This window comes from Akkermansia sp. (assembly GCF_020860705.1).
Classification (GTDB): domain Bacteria; phylum Verrucomicrobiota; class Verrucomicrobiia; order Verrucomicrobiales; family Akkermansiaceae; genus Akkermansia.
Map to the genome: position 1 here is coordinate 25,291 of NZ_JAJBTT010000028.1, position 15,255 is coordinate 40,545.

The 15,255-nt window shown below is 54.2% G+C and carries 14 protein-coding genes; 8 read left to right on the forward strand and 6 right to left on the reverse strand.

The genetic code is table 11. From position 1 onward, the window contains the following. Nucleotides 1-124 precede the first annotated feature (124 nt). From LIO64_RS05850 to LIO64_RS05860, 3 genes are all read left to right on the forward strand, one after another. Nucleotides 125-940 (forward strand): TatD family hydrolase, encoded by an 816-nt coding sequence (locus LIO64_RS05850; protein WP_290548502.1) that lies wholly within the window; start codon nucleotides 125-127, stop codon nucleotides 938-940. Nucleotides 941-1,009: 69 nt separating this feature from the next. Further along, nucleotides 1,010-1,489 (forward strand): LysM peptidoglycan-binding domain-containing protein, encoded by a 480-nt coding sequence (locus tag LIO64_RS05855; RefSeq protein WP_290548503.1) that lies wholly within the window; start codon nucleotides 1,010-1,012, stop codon nucleotides 1,487-1,489. 30 nt (nucleotides 1,490-1,519) lie between these two features. After that, on the forward strand, nucleotides 1,520-2,224 hold the full coding sequence (locus LIO64_RS05860) for a L,D-transpeptidase family protein (protein WP_290548504.1): 705 nt from the start codon (nucleotides 1,520-1,522) through the stop codon (nucleotides 2,222-2,224). A 250-nt stretch (nucleotides 2,225-2,474) separates the two neighbouring features. Here the strand turns inward: LIO64_RS05860 and LIO64_RS05865 are convergent, their stop codons facing one another. Further along, the gene (locus LIO64_RS05865; RefSeq protein WP_290548505.1) at nucleotides 2,475-3,215 is read right to left on the reverse strand and encodes a hypothetical protein; all 741 of its coding nucleotides are present in this window, start codon (nucleotides 3,213-3,215) and stop codon (nucleotides 2,475-2,477) included. 459 nt (nucleotides 3,216-3,674) lie between these two features. Here LIO64_RS05865 and LIO64_RS05870 point away from each other — a divergent pair, with 459 nt between their 5' ends. Together LIO64_RS05870 and LIO64_RS05875 are read left to right on the forward strand one after the other, a co-directional pair. Further along, nucleotides 3,675-4,733 (forward strand): hypothetical protein, encoded by a 1,059-nt coding sequence (locus LIO64_RS05870; protein WP_290548506.1) that lies wholly within the window; start codon nucleotides 3,675-3,677, stop codon nucleotides 4,731-4,733. Nucleotides 4,734-4,831: 98 nt separating this feature from the next. Beyond that, complete coding sequence (locus tag LIO64_RS05875; RefSeq protein ID WP_290548507.1) at nucleotides 4,832-5,272, forward strand: hypothetical protein; 441 nt, start codon at nucleotides 4,832-4,834, stop codon at nucleotides 5,270-5,272. A 317-nt stretch (nucleotides 5,273-5,589) separates the two neighbouring features. Here the strand turns inward: LIO64_RS05875 and dnaN are convergent, their stop codons facing one another. Beyond that, a complete protein-coding gene (gene dnaN / locus LIO64_RS05880; RefSeq protein WP_290548508.1) occupies nucleotides 5,590-6,690 on the reverse strand; it encodes a DNA polymerase III subunit beta in 1,101 nt (366 codons plus the stop codon). 553 nt (nucleotides 6,691-7,243) lie between these two features. Beyond that, on the reverse strand, nucleotides 7,244-8,155 hold the full coding sequence (locus tag LIO64_RS05885; RefSeq protein ID WP_290548509.1) for a hypothetical protein: 912 nt from the start codon (nucleotides 8,153-8,155) through the stop codon (nucleotides 7,244-7,246). A gap of 330 nt (nucleotides 8,156-8,485) precedes the next feature. On the opposite strand from LIO64_RS05885, the gene ribD reads away from it, so the two are divergent. Further along, nucleotides 8,486-9,541, forward strand: a complete 1,056-nt coding sequence (ribD, locus tag LIO64_RS05890; protein ID WP_290548510.1) for a bifunctional diaminohydroxyphosphoribosylaminopyrimidine deaminase/5-amino-6-(5-phosphoribosylamino)uracil reductase RibD — start codon at nucleotides 8,486-8,488, stop codon at nucleotides 9,539-9,541. Here the strand turns inward: ribD and LIO64_RS05895 are convergent. The 3 genes from LIO64_RS05895 to holA are packed head-to-tail and all read right to left on the reverse strand — an operon-like array spanning nucleotide 9,538 to nucleotide 12,870. Then, nucleotides 9,538-9,825: a YqaE/Pmp3 family membrane protein gene (locus LIO64_RS05895; protein ID WP_290548511.1), complete on the reverse strand. Its 288-nt coding sequence runs from the start codon at nucleotides 9,823-9,825 to the stop codon at nucleotides 9,538-9,540. The two genes, ribD and LIO64_RS05895, sit on opposite strands and share 4 nt — an antisense overlap. A 52-nt stretch (nucleotides 9,826-9,877) precedes the next feature. Continuing rightward, complete coding sequence (gene mnmG, locus LIO64_RS05900) at nucleotides 9,878-11,764, reverse strand: tRNA uridine-5-carboxymethylaminomethyl(34) synthesis enzyme MnmG (protein WP_290548512.1); 1,887 nt, start codon at nucleotides 11,762-11,764, stop codon at nucleotides 9,878-9,880. After that, entirely contained in the window at nucleotides 11,764-12,870 is a 1,107-nt protein-coding gene (gene holA, locus LIO64_RS05905) for a DNA polymerase III subunit delta (RefSeq protein ID WP_290548513.1), read from the reverse strand. Before holA ends, mnmG begins: the two co-directional genes overlap by 1 nt. Nucleotides 12,871-13,119: 249 nt before the next feature. Here holA and LIO64_RS05910 point away from each other — a divergent pair, with 249 nt between their 5' ends. Further along, on the forward strand, nucleotides 13,120-14,583 hold the full coding sequence (locus LIO64_RS05910; protein WP_290548514.1) for a trypsin-like peptidase domain-containing protein: 1,464 nt from the start codon (nucleotides 13,120-13,122) through the stop codon (nucleotides 14,581-14,583). A gap of 133 nt (nucleotides 14,584-14,716) precedes the next feature. Then, nucleotides 14,717-15,199, forward strand: a complete 483-nt coding sequence (ilvN, locus tag LIO64_RS05915; RefSeq protein ID WP_290548515.1) for an acetolactate synthase small subunit — start codon at nucleotides 14,717-14,719, stop codon at nucleotides 15,197-15,199. The last annotated feature ends 56 nt before the right edge of the window (nucleotides 15,200-15,255 follow it).

Below are 15,255 nucleotides of genomic sequence, written 5' to 3' on the forward strand. Positions count from 1 at the left end.
TGCCCGGCAGTTTGTGCGTTTCACCCCCGCGTGGCAAGGAAAAATCAGGCATGCCCTGCGTTTGCACTTTTCAAAACATGGAAATATCCACAAACTTCCCCGTCCTGTCACAGGCCTTCATACCATGATTATTGACACGCACTGCCATCTGGCCTCCGCGCAATTCGACCAATCCCGCCGGGAAGCCTACGTGCAACATGCCCGCCGGGAAGGTATCGACCGCATGATTACGCTGGGAGCCCGGAAAGATGACTGGGAGGAAAATGCAGCGTGGGCGCGCCAGTTTCCGGGTACGGTTTTTTGCGCGCTGGGCATCCATCCGGACGACGCCCATGATGCGCCGGAGGGCTGGGCGGACCAGCTTTTCCTGAAAGCGCAGGACTTTCCGCTGGCCGCCATCGGGGAAACAGGGCTGGATTACTTCCACGGAGCCCCTGAAGGCTGGGAGGCTGAAAGCTTTCACCGCCTTCAGCAGGATTTGCTGGAACAGCATTTTGACCTGGCGGCGCGCCTGGGCCTCAACATCGTCCTGCACACGCGGGACCGGAAAGGCTCCGGAAGCTTTGAAGACGCCGTGGCGATTGCCCGGAACCATGCGGGCCGCGTGCGTCCCGTATTCCACTGCTTTATCGGAGACACAGCCCAGGCGGCGCGCATCTTTGATGAACTGGACGGCATGGTTTCCTTCACCGGAGTAGCCACCTTTAAAAACGCTCCCATAGTGGCGGAAACGGCGCGCTGGTGTCCGGAAGACCGCATCATGCTGGAAACGGACTCCCCCTACCTCAGTCCGGAACCTCTCCGGGGCCGCATGAACGAACCCGCCCACCTCATCCATACGGCCCGTTTCATTGCCGCTTCCCGGGGGATGGAACTGGAACACCTGGCCCGCGTAACGACGCGGAATGCGGAGACCTTTTACAATCTGGGCCGGGGCTGAAAAAAAATCCTGACAATCCGCGCTAGCGCCTTGAATCCGAAACCATAAATTAGTATGAACAAGGCACACATGAAAGCGCCATTCATTTTAACCTGTGCCTGCGCTGCCGCGCTGGTGCTTCCACTCTCTTCCTGCTCCACCCAGAATTCTTCCACAGCCGGTTATGACACTGCAGAACCGGCCAGCGGCGAAATCCCGCCGTGGATCGCGGAAAGTTCCGATCCCGCCTATGAATCCGGCCATTACAGCCCGGTGAAGAGCTCTTCCGACTACGCCTACAACCCCCCGGCCAAACCCTCCGTCAACAAGTCCACCACGAAGAAGACCACGGCCGGCAGCAGCAAATCCTCCCGCAACACGAACGCCAAAAAGAGCACTGCGCGCAAATCCGCTCCCAAGGCACGCACCTACACCGTGAAGAAGGGCGACACGCTGGGGGCCATTGCCCGCAGGAACGGCACTTCCGTCAAAGCGCTCAAGAGGGCCAACGGACTCAAGTCTGATATGATCCATATCAACCAGAAACTGACTATTCCCCGTTCCAAGTAATCCGGGGTTCCCGCCCCGGCTTCATCGCTTATGAAGCATCTTTTCCTTCTGGCCGTCCTCCCCGTGCTCCTCATGGGGTGGACGTCCTGTTCCCACTCCGGCAAGGGCCACGCGTCCCTGCCGGACCCGCGCGCCGTGGACAAATCCGTTCCGGAGTACAAAAACCCCTTCCATCCTTCCACGTATGCCCACTTTGTGGCCCGGAAGGACTACCGGAAAACGTATGACGTGTACAAGGATGACGCCCTGCTGAACCGCAAGCCGAAAAAATCCCGCAAAATTTTCGTCTGCCTGGATGAACAGCGGGGCCAGTACCTGGTGGACGGCCTGGTAGCCATGGACTTTCCCCTCTCCTCCGGCGTCAAGGCCTACCCGACCAAGACAGGAGACTATACTGTCATTTCCAAAAAGGAAGACCACGCCTCCAATCTTTACGGCAAGATGTATGATGCCGAAGGCAAATGCATCAACTACAATGCGGAATCCACGGATCCCGTTCCGGAAGGCGGCCGTTTTGACGGGTCCCCCATGCCCTACTGGCAGCGGCTTACCAACGCGGGCCTGGGCCTGCACGTGGGGAAGGTGCGGCGCCACCCTATCTCCCATGGATGCATCCGCCTGCCGCGGAACGTCGCGGAAATTCTCTACAAGCAAACCAGCGTAGGAACGCCCGTCACCATCCAGCGGACTCCTCTGCCCGTACCGGAAGCTCAGAAAGCGCCTGCCGTGCAGTAACAGGGCTCCGGGACTCACAACAACCTGCCGGAAAACACTCTGTTTTCCTCGCAATCCACTTCAAAAAGGACTGCCCGAAAGGCAGCCCTTTTTCTATGCCATCCCCTCCTTCCAGAGGCATCAACAGGATAAATTTCAGGAAATAAAAAACCCCGCAAATGATCGCCTGCCGGAGAAGGTACTTGTATATCTCCATCCGGATTTCCTTACCCGCTGACGGAAATCCCAATGAATGCTTCCGTCTTCCCCGTCAATCTGCCACGCCTCCGTAACTCCACAAGAAATAAATCATTCCTTCCCGCCAATGTCCCAAACGCATCCAGTTCATATCCAGCAAGTGGTTTCCCAGATAAAAGGAAGGCGGAGAGCCATCCACCGGTTCTTCCACCCGGGAAACGCGGTATCCGGCCTGATTCAATTCGGCCGGTTGGCCGTTCCGGTCAAAAAAGGAAGCGACTATGTTGCCCGGCTTTTTTTGATAAAGAATGCCGGCTACCCCACACGGCAGGCTGCACCGCCCTCCTTCCTTATTCAGGAAAAACATGACCGCTTCACGGGAACCGGCCGCCTGTCTGACCACCACTGCCGCCACTTCCCATTCATTATCGGCTGGGTTCCATCGTTCATCCCGCCACTGAAAACATGAAAATAGGGTTTGTCCAATTTTCAGCCTTTGGCTGATAAAAATGGCGGCATCACGCCCCCCTCCAATGACAAACCCGGGCAGGACAACACCTGTCTGCGGATCGAACTGCATAACCCCGCACGCATGCCCTTCCAGGCCATTTTGTTTGAATTCTGTTTCTCCCAGCGTTTTAAGACTGCTGTTCCACACAGCGCCCCTGTCCCTGTAATAGGGCATCTGCATGATGCCCGCGGCTTCATCCTCACTGATATCCTGATTTTCTTCCACGATCTCACGCAGGCCCGCGCCAAAGCCATCATCCAGTACCTGGTCCACTACTTCAGCAGCCTGCTTGGACTTCTCCATACCCTCCTGCGCCTGACACAGGTTCATAAAAACCATACTGCATGAAATAATGCATTTCACGCAGTCCATGGCTAGTTTTTTCATCTTTAATCAAACAATGAGATAAAACCTTATCAAGGAATAGGATAATACAGTTTTCCCTCACCTACACAAGTTATTTATCACGATACTTTCCTGATCAGAAACCTGTTCCAATATATTGTCCCTTTGATCGTCCCCTGTGTCTGCTTCCGTAAAATTCATGATTTTATCGACGTTTTTTATTCATTCATTTGCGCCTTTTTCCCTCTCCGGAGTTTGTCCTTCCCCCCCGCTGAAATGAAAAACAGTAAATTCTTCCTCAAGCAGGGCATCCCTTAAAAACCAGGTCTTCAGACAAGCGCCCGGAATGGCGGAAAGTACCGGAACGCGGGAAGAGAAAGATTTGCCTCTTTTTCTCCCACGCCTTACAATTCCGCCATGCCTGTATCTCCGGCACGCATTCTGGAAGACTTGTCCCCCTTTTACCGGCAGAAGGAATTTCCCGTGCTTCTGCATCAGTGCCGCACCTGGGCTGAAAGCCGTCCCCTGGAAGGCTGCCGCGTGATTGACGCCTCCCCCGTGTTCCGGAATACCTGCGCCAAATACGCCGCGTTGCTGGCGGCAGGCGCGGATTTAACGGTAGCGGTTTCTCCGGTGATGCCCTATAACCCGGAAACCGTTACTCTGCTGGGCCAATACGGAATTCCTGTAGTGAATGCGCCACAGGCGGATGCTCCCTATGATGTCGTGATGGATTGCGCCGGAGCGCTCAGCCACGTTCCCAGCCGCTACGGGTATGTGGAATTGACCCGGTCAGGGGCGGAACATTACGCCCGCTGCACACAGCCCGTGTGGATGGTGGACACCGGGAAAATCAAGCAGATAGAAACCTGCCTGGGAACCGGAGAAAGTTTTTTCCGCGCCTTGGAAGCGCTGGGAACGGAGAACGGACAGGGACAGACGCTCGTAGTCATCGGGTATGGAAAAGTGGGCCATGGAATCGTTCTTCACGCCCTCAGCCGGGGATGGAATGTCATCGTGGCGGATGTGGAGGAAAAACCTCTTCCCGCATCTTCTGTCTCCTTCGTGCGTGCCACGGATGTAAAAGCTCTCAGCAACGCTGTCAGTAATGCCTTCTGCGCCGTCACGGCTACGGGCAGACGGCATGCCCTGTCAGGGTTGATTGATCCGACCGCTGTTCTCTCTTCCGGAGTTCTGCTTGCCAATATGGGCGTGGAAGACGAATGGGGACCGGGAATTCCGAAGGAACGCATCCTGAATGAAGGCAGGCCCCTGAATTTCATCCTGCCGGACCCGACGCAAATGTGCTATATAGATCCTCCACTGGCTCTTCACAATCAAGGCGCTGTGGAAATAGCCGCAGGCCGGGCCAGACCGGGCCTGTTTTCTCCACCGCAAGAAATGGAAAAAGCCTTTCTTGCCCTGATCCGCTCCCGCGGCTCCGTGCCGCCTGAAATGCTGGACCACCTTTCCTGACTTATCCTCTTGTCTCTGCAGGAATAAAAGAGTATCGTACAGAGTACGGCTGGAAACTCCGTGTCCTCCGGCCCAACGCTTCACTGACTTCGCAACTCATGAATATTTATTATTCCTATCGCAGCTACCGGCCGGGAGGAAAACTCCTCGGCACCTTGGGATGCGGCCTGGCCTGGGCTCTCTTCGGGTCCGGATGGTGGAGTTTTCTTCTCGGCGCTCTTGTGCTGTTCCTGTGGCTTCCAGTTTTACTGGGCAGGCCCTATTTCCTGACAGTCACGTCCTCCTCCATTTCCTGGGGAAACAGCATTTCACGCCGGGAAATTCCCTGGGAACTGATTGAACGCATAGGATGTACGCCTGACCATGAAGCCGAACCCGGACTGATGATTGAATTAAAAGACGGCCATATCCTGGATGTGGAATCCGCCTGTTTCAGTTCTCTGCCTCCCGTCCGGCAAGCCATACTTCAAGCCTCAGGCTCCTATCCCTTCCACATTGCTCCGGATTTGTTTGCCGCTCCGGGACTGTTGAGTGAATGATACGGTTTGGAACCGTTACGTTTTCTGCTGCTCCGCCTATCCTCCCGGTCCCCCCCGCGTGTTTACCGGTATTGCAAAGATTCCACCGTTGTTTCTCCGGTGCTTCATGAATTTGCACGCGGTCTTTTCAAATTTGGAAGGCCAGTCGTTCCAGGTATTGTTCCAAGTATTTCCGGACGGTGGAAAATGAAAAATGTTCCACGTAGAACATTAATGTGAATAACATTCGCAGCATCTTCATGGTCAACTTATAAAAAACAGGCGCCATGCTGCCATGGCGCCTGTTTCTCGTATGAACGATGTTGTACCAGTCAAAATCAGTTGGGAGATCTCATCGGCATGAGCACATACAGGAACTCATCTCCGATCTTCAAGACGCCCGGGCTCATTTCATCAATGAGGTTCAGCGTAATAACCGTATCCCCGGCCATCGTCTTCAGGGGGGCCATGAAGAAATCCGGATTAAAGGAAATGGAAAGCGGTCTTCCGGCATAAGTGATCGTCATGGATTCATGGGCTTCACCCACGCCTTCCGCGCTGGAAGCTACTTCCAATTCGTTTTCACGGAAGTTCAGCTTGATGTTCGTGCTCTTGTCCACGGAAAGGAGGGAAACGCGGCGCACGGTTTCCAGCAGTTCTCCGCAGGGAAGTTCGATGCTTTCCTTGCAGTCCGTCGGGATTACCTGGCGGTAGTTCGGGTAATTGCCGTCAATCAGCTTGCTGATCAGCAGCGTATCATTGATTTCAAAAGCGGCCTGGTTGCGGGTGAAACGGATGGTGACGGTTCCCACTTCATCCAGCAGGCGACGGAGTTCACCAACGGCCTTCGTGGGCAGGATGGCGTCCAGCTGCTGTTCTTCCGGGAATTCCAGGGCGGTTTCCGCCAGGGCCAGACGGCGGCCGTCTGTAGCCACCAGGGTCATTTTGCCGTTGCGGAAGGAAAGGGAAATGCCGTTCAGCACGTAGCGGGTCGTATCCGTGGAAATAGCGTATTCCGTGCGGCGGATACAGTCACGCAATACATTCTGGTCCACCTGGTACACGGTTGCCTGTTCAAAGGACGGCAATTCCGGGAATTCGTCCGCCGGAAGGCCATTCAGCTTGAACTGGGAGCGGCCGCATTCCACCGTGGCCTGGTTGCGCTGGCTGACGTCCACCTGGACTTCAGCCTCGGGAAGTTCACTGATGATGCTCACCAGCTTTTTGGCAGGAAGAGTCACGGTACCCTCGCGCAGCACATTCGCGGGAACTACGCCGGTGATGCATACGTCAAGATCCGTAGCCGTAAAACGTACCTGGCCGTTTTCAGCTTCAATTTTAACATTGGAAAGAATGGGCAGTGTCGTCTTGGAAGACACCACGCTGGCCACCTGTCTCAGACCGTCGAGAAATACTTGTTTGGAAATGGTAAACTTCATGTGTCTGTGCTTTTATCTGCCTCGCATCCTCTCACAAGTGTCTTCTGTGATTCAAGCCATTTCTCCGTCAAACCCTAATATTTGGCAGTATTTTTTTAAAAGTATACAATATATAGTGACCAGCTGTTTCTCCGGGCATATCTTGCATGAAACGGTTTCTTCAAATTATTTAAGTATTCTTAAAAGTCCGTTTCCCCGCGAACAATTCCCGGTTGACAGCCTGCGCGGATTTCGAATCCGGGGTCAAATTATTTTTTTAAGAACAAGCCGGTTAACAAAAAGAAAGATAACGGAAAAATAAAAGCATGAAAGGAAACATAAACAGCACTTTTTCCGGATAGTGTATATATTCAATGAATTTGCCGTTTTCCGTAGAAAAAGGAACAGGGTCCGGATTCGAAATCAACTGCTTTTCAGCCAAGCTCCGGCTATTTTAAACAACAAAGACTTTTACAATTTCTGTGAAACGCTCATTCTTTATTTTGACTTTACTGGTTGCGTCAGGCATGGCCCATGCGGCCTTTTCCGTATTCCGGGACTTCCGTCCTGTAATTCATGCTCCCGTGAATACTTCCCCCGGCATGATCCAGGCGCCGGGCAGAACCACCCTGCCCGGCAAAACAACGGTATTGGCGCCCAGGCGCACGTGATCTCCGATGACGGCTCCCAGCTTGGTCCTTCCGGTAGTTTCCAGCCTTCCACCCGCCATCATCCTGTGCTCCCCGCCGTCATGGCGGAAGTTGGAACACACCGTTCCGGCCCCGAAATTGACGTCGCTGCCAATGATGGAATCTCCCGCATAGCTCAGATGGGGAATAAACGTTCCATCACCAACAATGCAATTTTTAAGTTCCACCCCCTGCCCCGCCACACAGCCGTTCCCCATGGAGACATACCCTCTTAAATGGCAATTGGGCCCTATCCTGCATCCGTCTCCCACCCACACGGACCCTTCCACCACCACGCCGGGCATCACCACGGTGCCCCGCCCCACCCGGAGCGTCCCCAGGATGTGGACGCCCTCCCGCCCGGAAAAATCGTCTCCTTCCATTCCTTCCATTACTTTTTCCTGCCATGCCAGCAGATCCCAGGGATAAACAAGGCGCTCCACAGGCGCCTCCCGCTGCAGGAAAACGGGCGCGCGTCCCCTTCCCTGCCCTTTCCGCGCCAGCAAATGCCCTTCTCCGTTCCGTACCTCCCCTTCCTTTTCTTCACAGGAGGCCAGCCACGCGGCAGCCTGAGGTGAAAAATCATGCATGGACACTTCCGTTATCTCTTCCGCTTCCCCGGGAACGGGCTCCTCCGGACCGAAAACCGCTTCAAAGCCCGCTTCCCGGAGCCGGGAGGAACAATAGGCGGCTATGCTCGTTCCGGCCACGGAAAAGCCGTGGAAGGGCCTTTCAGGGCTTGTTGCGGGAAAAGTGAGATCCCTCTCCGGAATATAAATCAATCTGGCAACCCTCATGAACAGATGATATGATTTCCTGCGATGCTTCTGCAAGACGGAACATGCGGCTCCCCTCCGCAGTTCCGTACATCAATAACCCTGTGAAAGGACGGGTTAATTAAGTGTGAGCAGTGTGTGAATAACTTATTCAGATATTGTTCACATTTCTATGAGCTGAATTTATCCACATTCCCAGGGACGTCCAATTTATTCATTTCCAACTGTCAGGAATGTTGTTCACATTAGACACACAGTAGAAGAAGAAGGAATTTAATATTGTTAAATCTAATATCCTTCCATCACACAACATGGTTGTCCTTGCTCCGGGATTCGTGTTACAAGGTCGGCATGAGTATGGAGGACCGGGACGCCCGCTGGATGAAAATGGCCCTTGACCTGGCCGGCAACGGAATCGGGCTGACAAGCCCGAATCCCTGCGTGGGAGCGGTCATTGTGCATGAAGGCCAGGTGATCGGAGCAGGATTCCATGAAAAAGCGGGTCTTCCGCATGCGGAAAGAAACGCCATCGCCGACGGGATAGCCAGAGGGAATGCCGCCCTGTTTAAAGATTCCACCCTGTACGTTACTCTGGAACCCTGCAGTACCACCGGAAAAACGCCTCCCTGCACGGATGCCATCGTAGAACACCATTTCAAACGGGTAGTTTACGGTTCGGAAGATCCCAATCCCAAACATCGCGGTGCCGCTGCTGAAATTCTCGACCGCGCAGGCATCCAGGTTACCCATGGAATCCTGGAAAGGGAGTGTGACCGCCTGATTAGGGGATTCCGGTTGAACATGTTGGAAAAGCGCCCCTGGGTGATTGCCAAAAGCGCCATGTCCCTGGATGGCCGTATCTCACGCAGTCCGGAACGTTCCCAGTGGCTGACGAATGAAAGATCCAGGTCTTTCGTGCATACCCTGCGCGCGGAATGCGACGCCATTCTCACGGGAGGCAATACCCTGCGGCTGGATAATCCGTCCCTGACTATCAGGAATCCCGACCGCCCCGTTTCTCCTCTGAAAAAGCAGCCCTGGCGCATTATTCTGACTCGCACCGCTGCATCCCTTCCTGAGGATTCCATTTGCCTGACGGATGAATTCCGTGACCGGACCATGATTATAGAGAATGTTTCAAATTATTTGGAACTATTACAAAATCTTTATATAGACAGGAAAATAGGGACTATCCTGCTGGAAGCCGGCGGATGCCTGGTCCGGGAATTCCTGAAAGCCGGCCTGATTGACGAATGGGTGGGATTTTACGCTCCCATGATCACAGGCGGGGGTGCGGAAGGTGTGGAAGGCGGAACGTTTCTGGAACATGAAGCCTATCTTGAACAACCGGTTGTAAGCACATTCGGAAACGACGTGTGCATCCGCGGCGACGTACGGTACCGTTAACGGGGTGAAATATTTTCCTGCGCCTTCCGGAAGCTTTCAAGCTGGGAAAGCATTTTCAATTCCTGATGGGCCTGCCATTTGGCAATCTCCCTCATCATTCTTTCTTCCCTTTCCTCGTCGTCTCTTTTTACGACAAGCCATACGGCATGAACCATGCCGGGGACGTACCCGAAGAAGCAAAGAAGAAGGTTCAGAAGAAAAGAACCGCATCCTCCATAAGCCAAAGCCGCGATGGGAGGCAGTAAAATGGCTAATACGTAGCGCATGACGTTTCCATCATTCATGCCGCTGTCCCGTTGTCAAATTTAAAATCCCTGTGGAAAAAGGCGGAAAATTTCACGGCTCCCGCCTGCTGCGCTTTTGCAGATGCACCAGCAGCAGGGCGATATCTGCCGGAGTAATGCCGGGAATGCGGGAAGCCTGCCCGATGGTGGCGGGACGTATGCTGCCCAGTTTAATGACGGCTTCCTTTTTCAAGGCATGAACGCTTTCGTAATCAATGTCGGCAGGAATGGCTTTACTTTCCATCCTGGTGATTTTTTCCGCCTGTTTTTTCTGTCGTTCAATATGTCCTTCATACTGGATATCCGTGGCGATGGCATCCCAATGTTCCACGTGGAACATTTTTTTCAATTCTTCAGGCAGCATGGACCAGTCGTTGCCGGGCCTTTTAAGCCAGGTGGAAAGGGAAACGCCTTCGTGTTTGACAACGGCGGCTTTTGATATTCCTTCCGCAATGGCGTTTTGCCTGGCTTCCGTTTTCCGGAATATTTCACGGGTGATGAGGCCCGTTTCAAAAGCAAGGGGAGCCAGGCGCAGGTCTGCATTGTCCTGGCGCAGCAGCAGCCTGAATTCCGCCCGGCTGGTGAACATGCGGTAGGGTTCGTCCGTGCCCTTGGTAACGAGGTCGTCTATCATGACGCCGATGTAGGCCTGGTCACGGCGAAGTATCAGAGAGGGTTTTCCCAGAATCTTCAACGCGGCGTTTGCTCCTGCCATCAAGCCTTGAGCCGCGGCTTCTTCATAACCGGAGGTGCCGTTGATCTGTCCCGCAAAGTACAGGTTTTCCACCAGCTTGGTTTCCAGGGTAGGATTCAGTTGCGTAGGCGGGCAAAAATCATATTCCACTGCGTAGCCCGGGCGAATCAGCTGGGCGTTTTCCAGGCCGGGAATGGTATGGATGAAGTCGCATTGGGCGGAGTAGGGCAGGGAGGTGGAAACGCCGTTGAGGTAGAATTCCTCCGTACCGCGTCCTTCCGGCTCCAGAAATACCTGGTGGCTCGTTTTCTCCGCAAAGCGCACAATCTTGTCTTCAATGGAAGGGCAGTACCTGGGTCCTATTCCTTCGATAATGCCACTGTAAAGGGGGCTGAATTTTAAATTTTCCCGGATAATGTCATGCGTGTTCTGGTTGGTATACGTAATCCAGCACGGCATTTGCTCCATCCGGAAATCTTCGTCGCCCCAGGTGTTCAACGTGCAAAAAGGTTCGGAAGCGCGTTTCAGCACGTCGCGTGAACGGTAGCTGAACAGGGCCTCCGGAGTGTCTCCGGGCTGCACTTCACAAACGGAAAAGTTAATGGATTTTCCGTTGACGCGTGGCGAAGTGCCCGTTTTAAGCCGTTCCACCTGAAAGCCAAGAGCGGCAAGATTGGTGGAGAGGCTGGAAGGGGCGCATCCCATGCGGCCGCCGCTCACGTGCTGAAGCCCCACGTGCAGCAAGCCTTGCATGAACGTTCCGGAGCAGATGACCACGCTGCGAGCGCAGATCGTATAGTCCAGGGAGGTGACGGCCCCTGTTACTTGTTGTTCTCCATTGACGAGCAGTTTAACCACGTCCCCCTGGAACAGGCATATGCCGGGAGCAGTTTCCAGAACCATTTTCATTCGTGCGCGGTAGGCCGTTTTATCGCACTGGGCGCGGGGTGCGCGCACGCTGGGTCCCTTGGAAGCGTTCAGCATCCGGAACTGGATGGCGGTGGCGTCCGTATTCAATCCCATGGCCCCTCCCATGGCGTCTATTTCCCGGACAATGTGCCCCTTGGCAAGTCCACCGATGGCCGGATTGCAGGACATTTGCCCGATAGTGTCCAGATTATGGGTCAGGACGGCGACGGAACATCCCAGGCGGGAGGCTGCCAACGCCGCCTCAATGCCTGCATGCCCGGCGCCGACGACAAGGACATCGAACAGGGGAGAGGCTGGGGAAGAAGAGGAATTCATCAGGATGCGGAGCAGATGGCAAGACGGTGCAGAATCAGGCGGGGATCAAGCGATGAAGACACCAGGGCCTTGTCCGCCTTCATGCATTCCTTCAAGGTTTGTTTTAATCGTTCCGTCTTGAATTTGGAGGCGTTCTGCGCAGCCAGGAAGAGCGGATACGCGTTGGGAGTACCGTCTTTTTTCAAGGGAATCAGGGCGGCTGCGTAAGAGGGCAGGGAGGAAATTCTGGCCGTAAATTCCTTGAAATTGGTGGGTTTCAAGTCGAACGCGTCGCATAAAAGCTTGGCAGCCAGCAAATTCCTCAGCGTTGGAATAAAGGCGGCGCGCATGATTGTAATGGCATTTTCACCGCGTTCCAATTGAAAGTCGATCAGGGAAATGGCCGCATCGCTCTTCTTGTTCTCCAAAGCGCGGGAAATTTCAAAAATAACGCCCGTGCGCGTCAGGGGAACCATGCGTTCCACATCCTCCGGCATGACGGTGCGCCTGTCCAGGCCCAGGTAAAGATCCAGTTTTTCAATTTCAGAGATAATCTGGCGGGAGGATTCACTGACGCGGTGAATGAACAGCTCCAGGGCGGTGGGATCGAAATTCATGCCCCGTGCGCCTGCCTCCTTGTTGATCAGGGGCATCAGGCTGCCCTCCCAGCCGGCCTTGGTGATATCCGGCTTGTTCAGTTCCTCCGCTGTTGCGGATTGGAGCAGGAATTTGTTAAAAGAACGGCGTTTGTCAAATTCAGAGGCGGAAATGAGCAGCAGGACATCCGGTCCCAGGCCTCCTTCGAGTAAATGCCTGAGGGAATCCAGAGCCGCTTCCGTAGTGGCGGAGCGTCCCGTGACGGAGTCCCCCAGGAAACTGCAATTTTTCATCCAGACTACCTTGCGGCCCGGGAAAAAGGGAAGGGTGCGCAGGGCTTCCATCACCTGGCGCGTCACCTGGTCCGCCTCATCGGAATCACCGCAGGCCGCTTCCAGGATTTCATGGGAAAATTCGTTTGTGCCTTCCGTCAGGGAAGCAAAGAGGCCGGAAGCCTTTTCACGCACCATTCCTTCATCCGTACCGAAAACGAGGTAAATGGCTTGCTGTTGTAACGTGCTGGTGCCCATAAAACCGTACCCGTAGGTATCATAAAACGCGCCTTGTTAAAAGACGTATTTGTCATTTGAAAGTTTTTTCATTTGAAGAGAATAGGCTTAAATAGTATCAATAGAGCCGGAATGTCTCAAAAAGCGGCCGGACTTTTTCACGTCCGTTTTCAGGCATCCCCTTGTGATCAACCGCAAATCGTTTGATCCTTACTCCGGCAGGGCATTTCCATGAGATCAACCATTTGGACACGGGCGCTACTTGTCATCATGATGACGGTTATGATGATGGTGGTCGCCGTTGCCTATTGGAGATGGAACAGCCGGGTTACGGAGAAAACCGTTTCCTTCCGGTCGGAGGTGTTTACCCTGGCGCAGCAGTCTGAACTCAAAGAGAGGGACGTGCCTATTCTGCACCAGCTTAATGAGGAATATTCACGCGTAGCACGGCTGGTGGAACGCGTGCTGGTCAGCATAGACACCACGGGTGTGACCAGCGTCCCGCAGCCTTCCGAGGACGGAGAATCCATGATTGAAAAAAGGCTGGCGGTCCATGGACTGGGTTCCGGCGTCATCGTCACGGAAGAAGGGCATATCATCACCGCTTACCACGTCATTCAGAACAAGCATGCGCTGCGCGTCACCCTGAGCAATGGAAAAAGCGTTTCCGTACGCCTGGTAGGGGTGGACCCGGAGCTGGACATCGCCGTGCTGCAAGTGGAAAATCCCATGACGTTTACCCCTCTTCCGTTCGGCAACAGTGACGAAATTGCTCCCGGCATGATCGTTCTGGCTTGCGGCAACCCCTATGGACTGGGCACGACGGTTTCCCGCGGCATCATCAGCGCACGGGAACGCAAGCTGGTGGATTCAGGCCTGGACCTGATCCAGACGGATGCCAGCATCTTCCCGGGCAATTCCGGAGGACCTCTCATCAATATCCGCGGTGAAGTCATCGGCATCAACAAGTCGATTCTTCCCAATGTGGAGAAGAATTACGCGGGCATCGGCTTTGCCATTCCTTCCAATCTCGTACTGCACAGCTTTGAGCAGATTTGCAGGCATGGACGCCCCATGAGGGGATACCTGGGGCTGGACATTGTACGCAATACGCCTCCGCTCCGCAGTTTTCTGGACTATCATGAAGCGGGAGGGGCCGTGGTCAACATCGTGAAGCCCGGTTCTCCGGCTGAACAGGCGGGCCTTCAGACGGGAGATGTCATGGTAAGTTTCAATGAAGTGCCCATCCAGACTGACCAGGATGTGAAGGACCACATAGAAAATCTTTCCATCGGCGACAAATTCAGGCTGAAAATCTGGCGCAAGGGACAAAAAATGAACGTCACCCTGAAGGTGGGGGACAGCATTTTAAAGAACGTTCCCTCCCCGTGGGAGGACTTTATGGAAGGAGTGGGCATGCATCTGCGTGAACTTACCGCGGAGGAACAATCCATTGGCGCGCGCGGGCTTCTGGTTATCCAGGTGAACCCGAAGAAGTCCGTGGGGCAGATCTTACAGGCGGGGGACATGGTTTTTGCCGTGAATCACCAGAGCGTCAGCACCATGGATGCGCTGGTCAGAGCCCTGAGGGAAGGTCCGGCCCTGCTGACCGTTTCCCGTGACGGACAGCAATTCAACGTGAAAGTGGACGCGCGGCCCATTTCTGAAAAGACCCTGCTGCCCCGCATCCCCACGGAGACGAAGAGCAACGCCATCATCCCGCGGGAGCTTTGAATTCCGTCTTTTTTCTCCTCTCCCCTCCTGTCAGAAAATGCACCCGTGGAAACGTTTTCCGGCATCATTATTCCACGGACTTGACTGGCAATTAAAAGCGCATATAATACATCACCTTTAAGAAATTAAACTTATGACTCGTCATACTATCTCCGTACTTGTTGAAAACAAATTTGGCGTGCTTGCCCGCATTGCCGGTTTGTTCAGTGGACGGGGCTACAATATTCATTCGTTGAACGTTGCCCCTAGCCAGGACCCGCGCTTTTCACGGATGACCATCGTCGTACGCGAAAAGGAAGACGTTCTGGACCAGATTATAAAACATCTGGAAAAACTCGTCAACACGGTGGAAGTAGTGGATTTCCGCAACACGGACAACGTGTACCGGGAGACGGTATTGACCCGCATCAGCGTGGATTCCACCACGCGGCATGAAGTCATTGAATTCTGCCAGATCCTGGGCGCCAGCATCGTGGATGTCACGCGGGACGCCCTGACGATTGAAGTGACGGGCGGCGAACACAAGATCGACCGTTTCCTGTCCCTTATTGAGGATTACGATGTGCAGATGCTGACCCGGAGCGGCCGCATCGCCCTTCCCAAACCCCGGCAGTAAAGAAAATCCCTTTCCGGCTTTTCCCTCCCACCCTGCAGGACGTTCTTGCAGGGTTT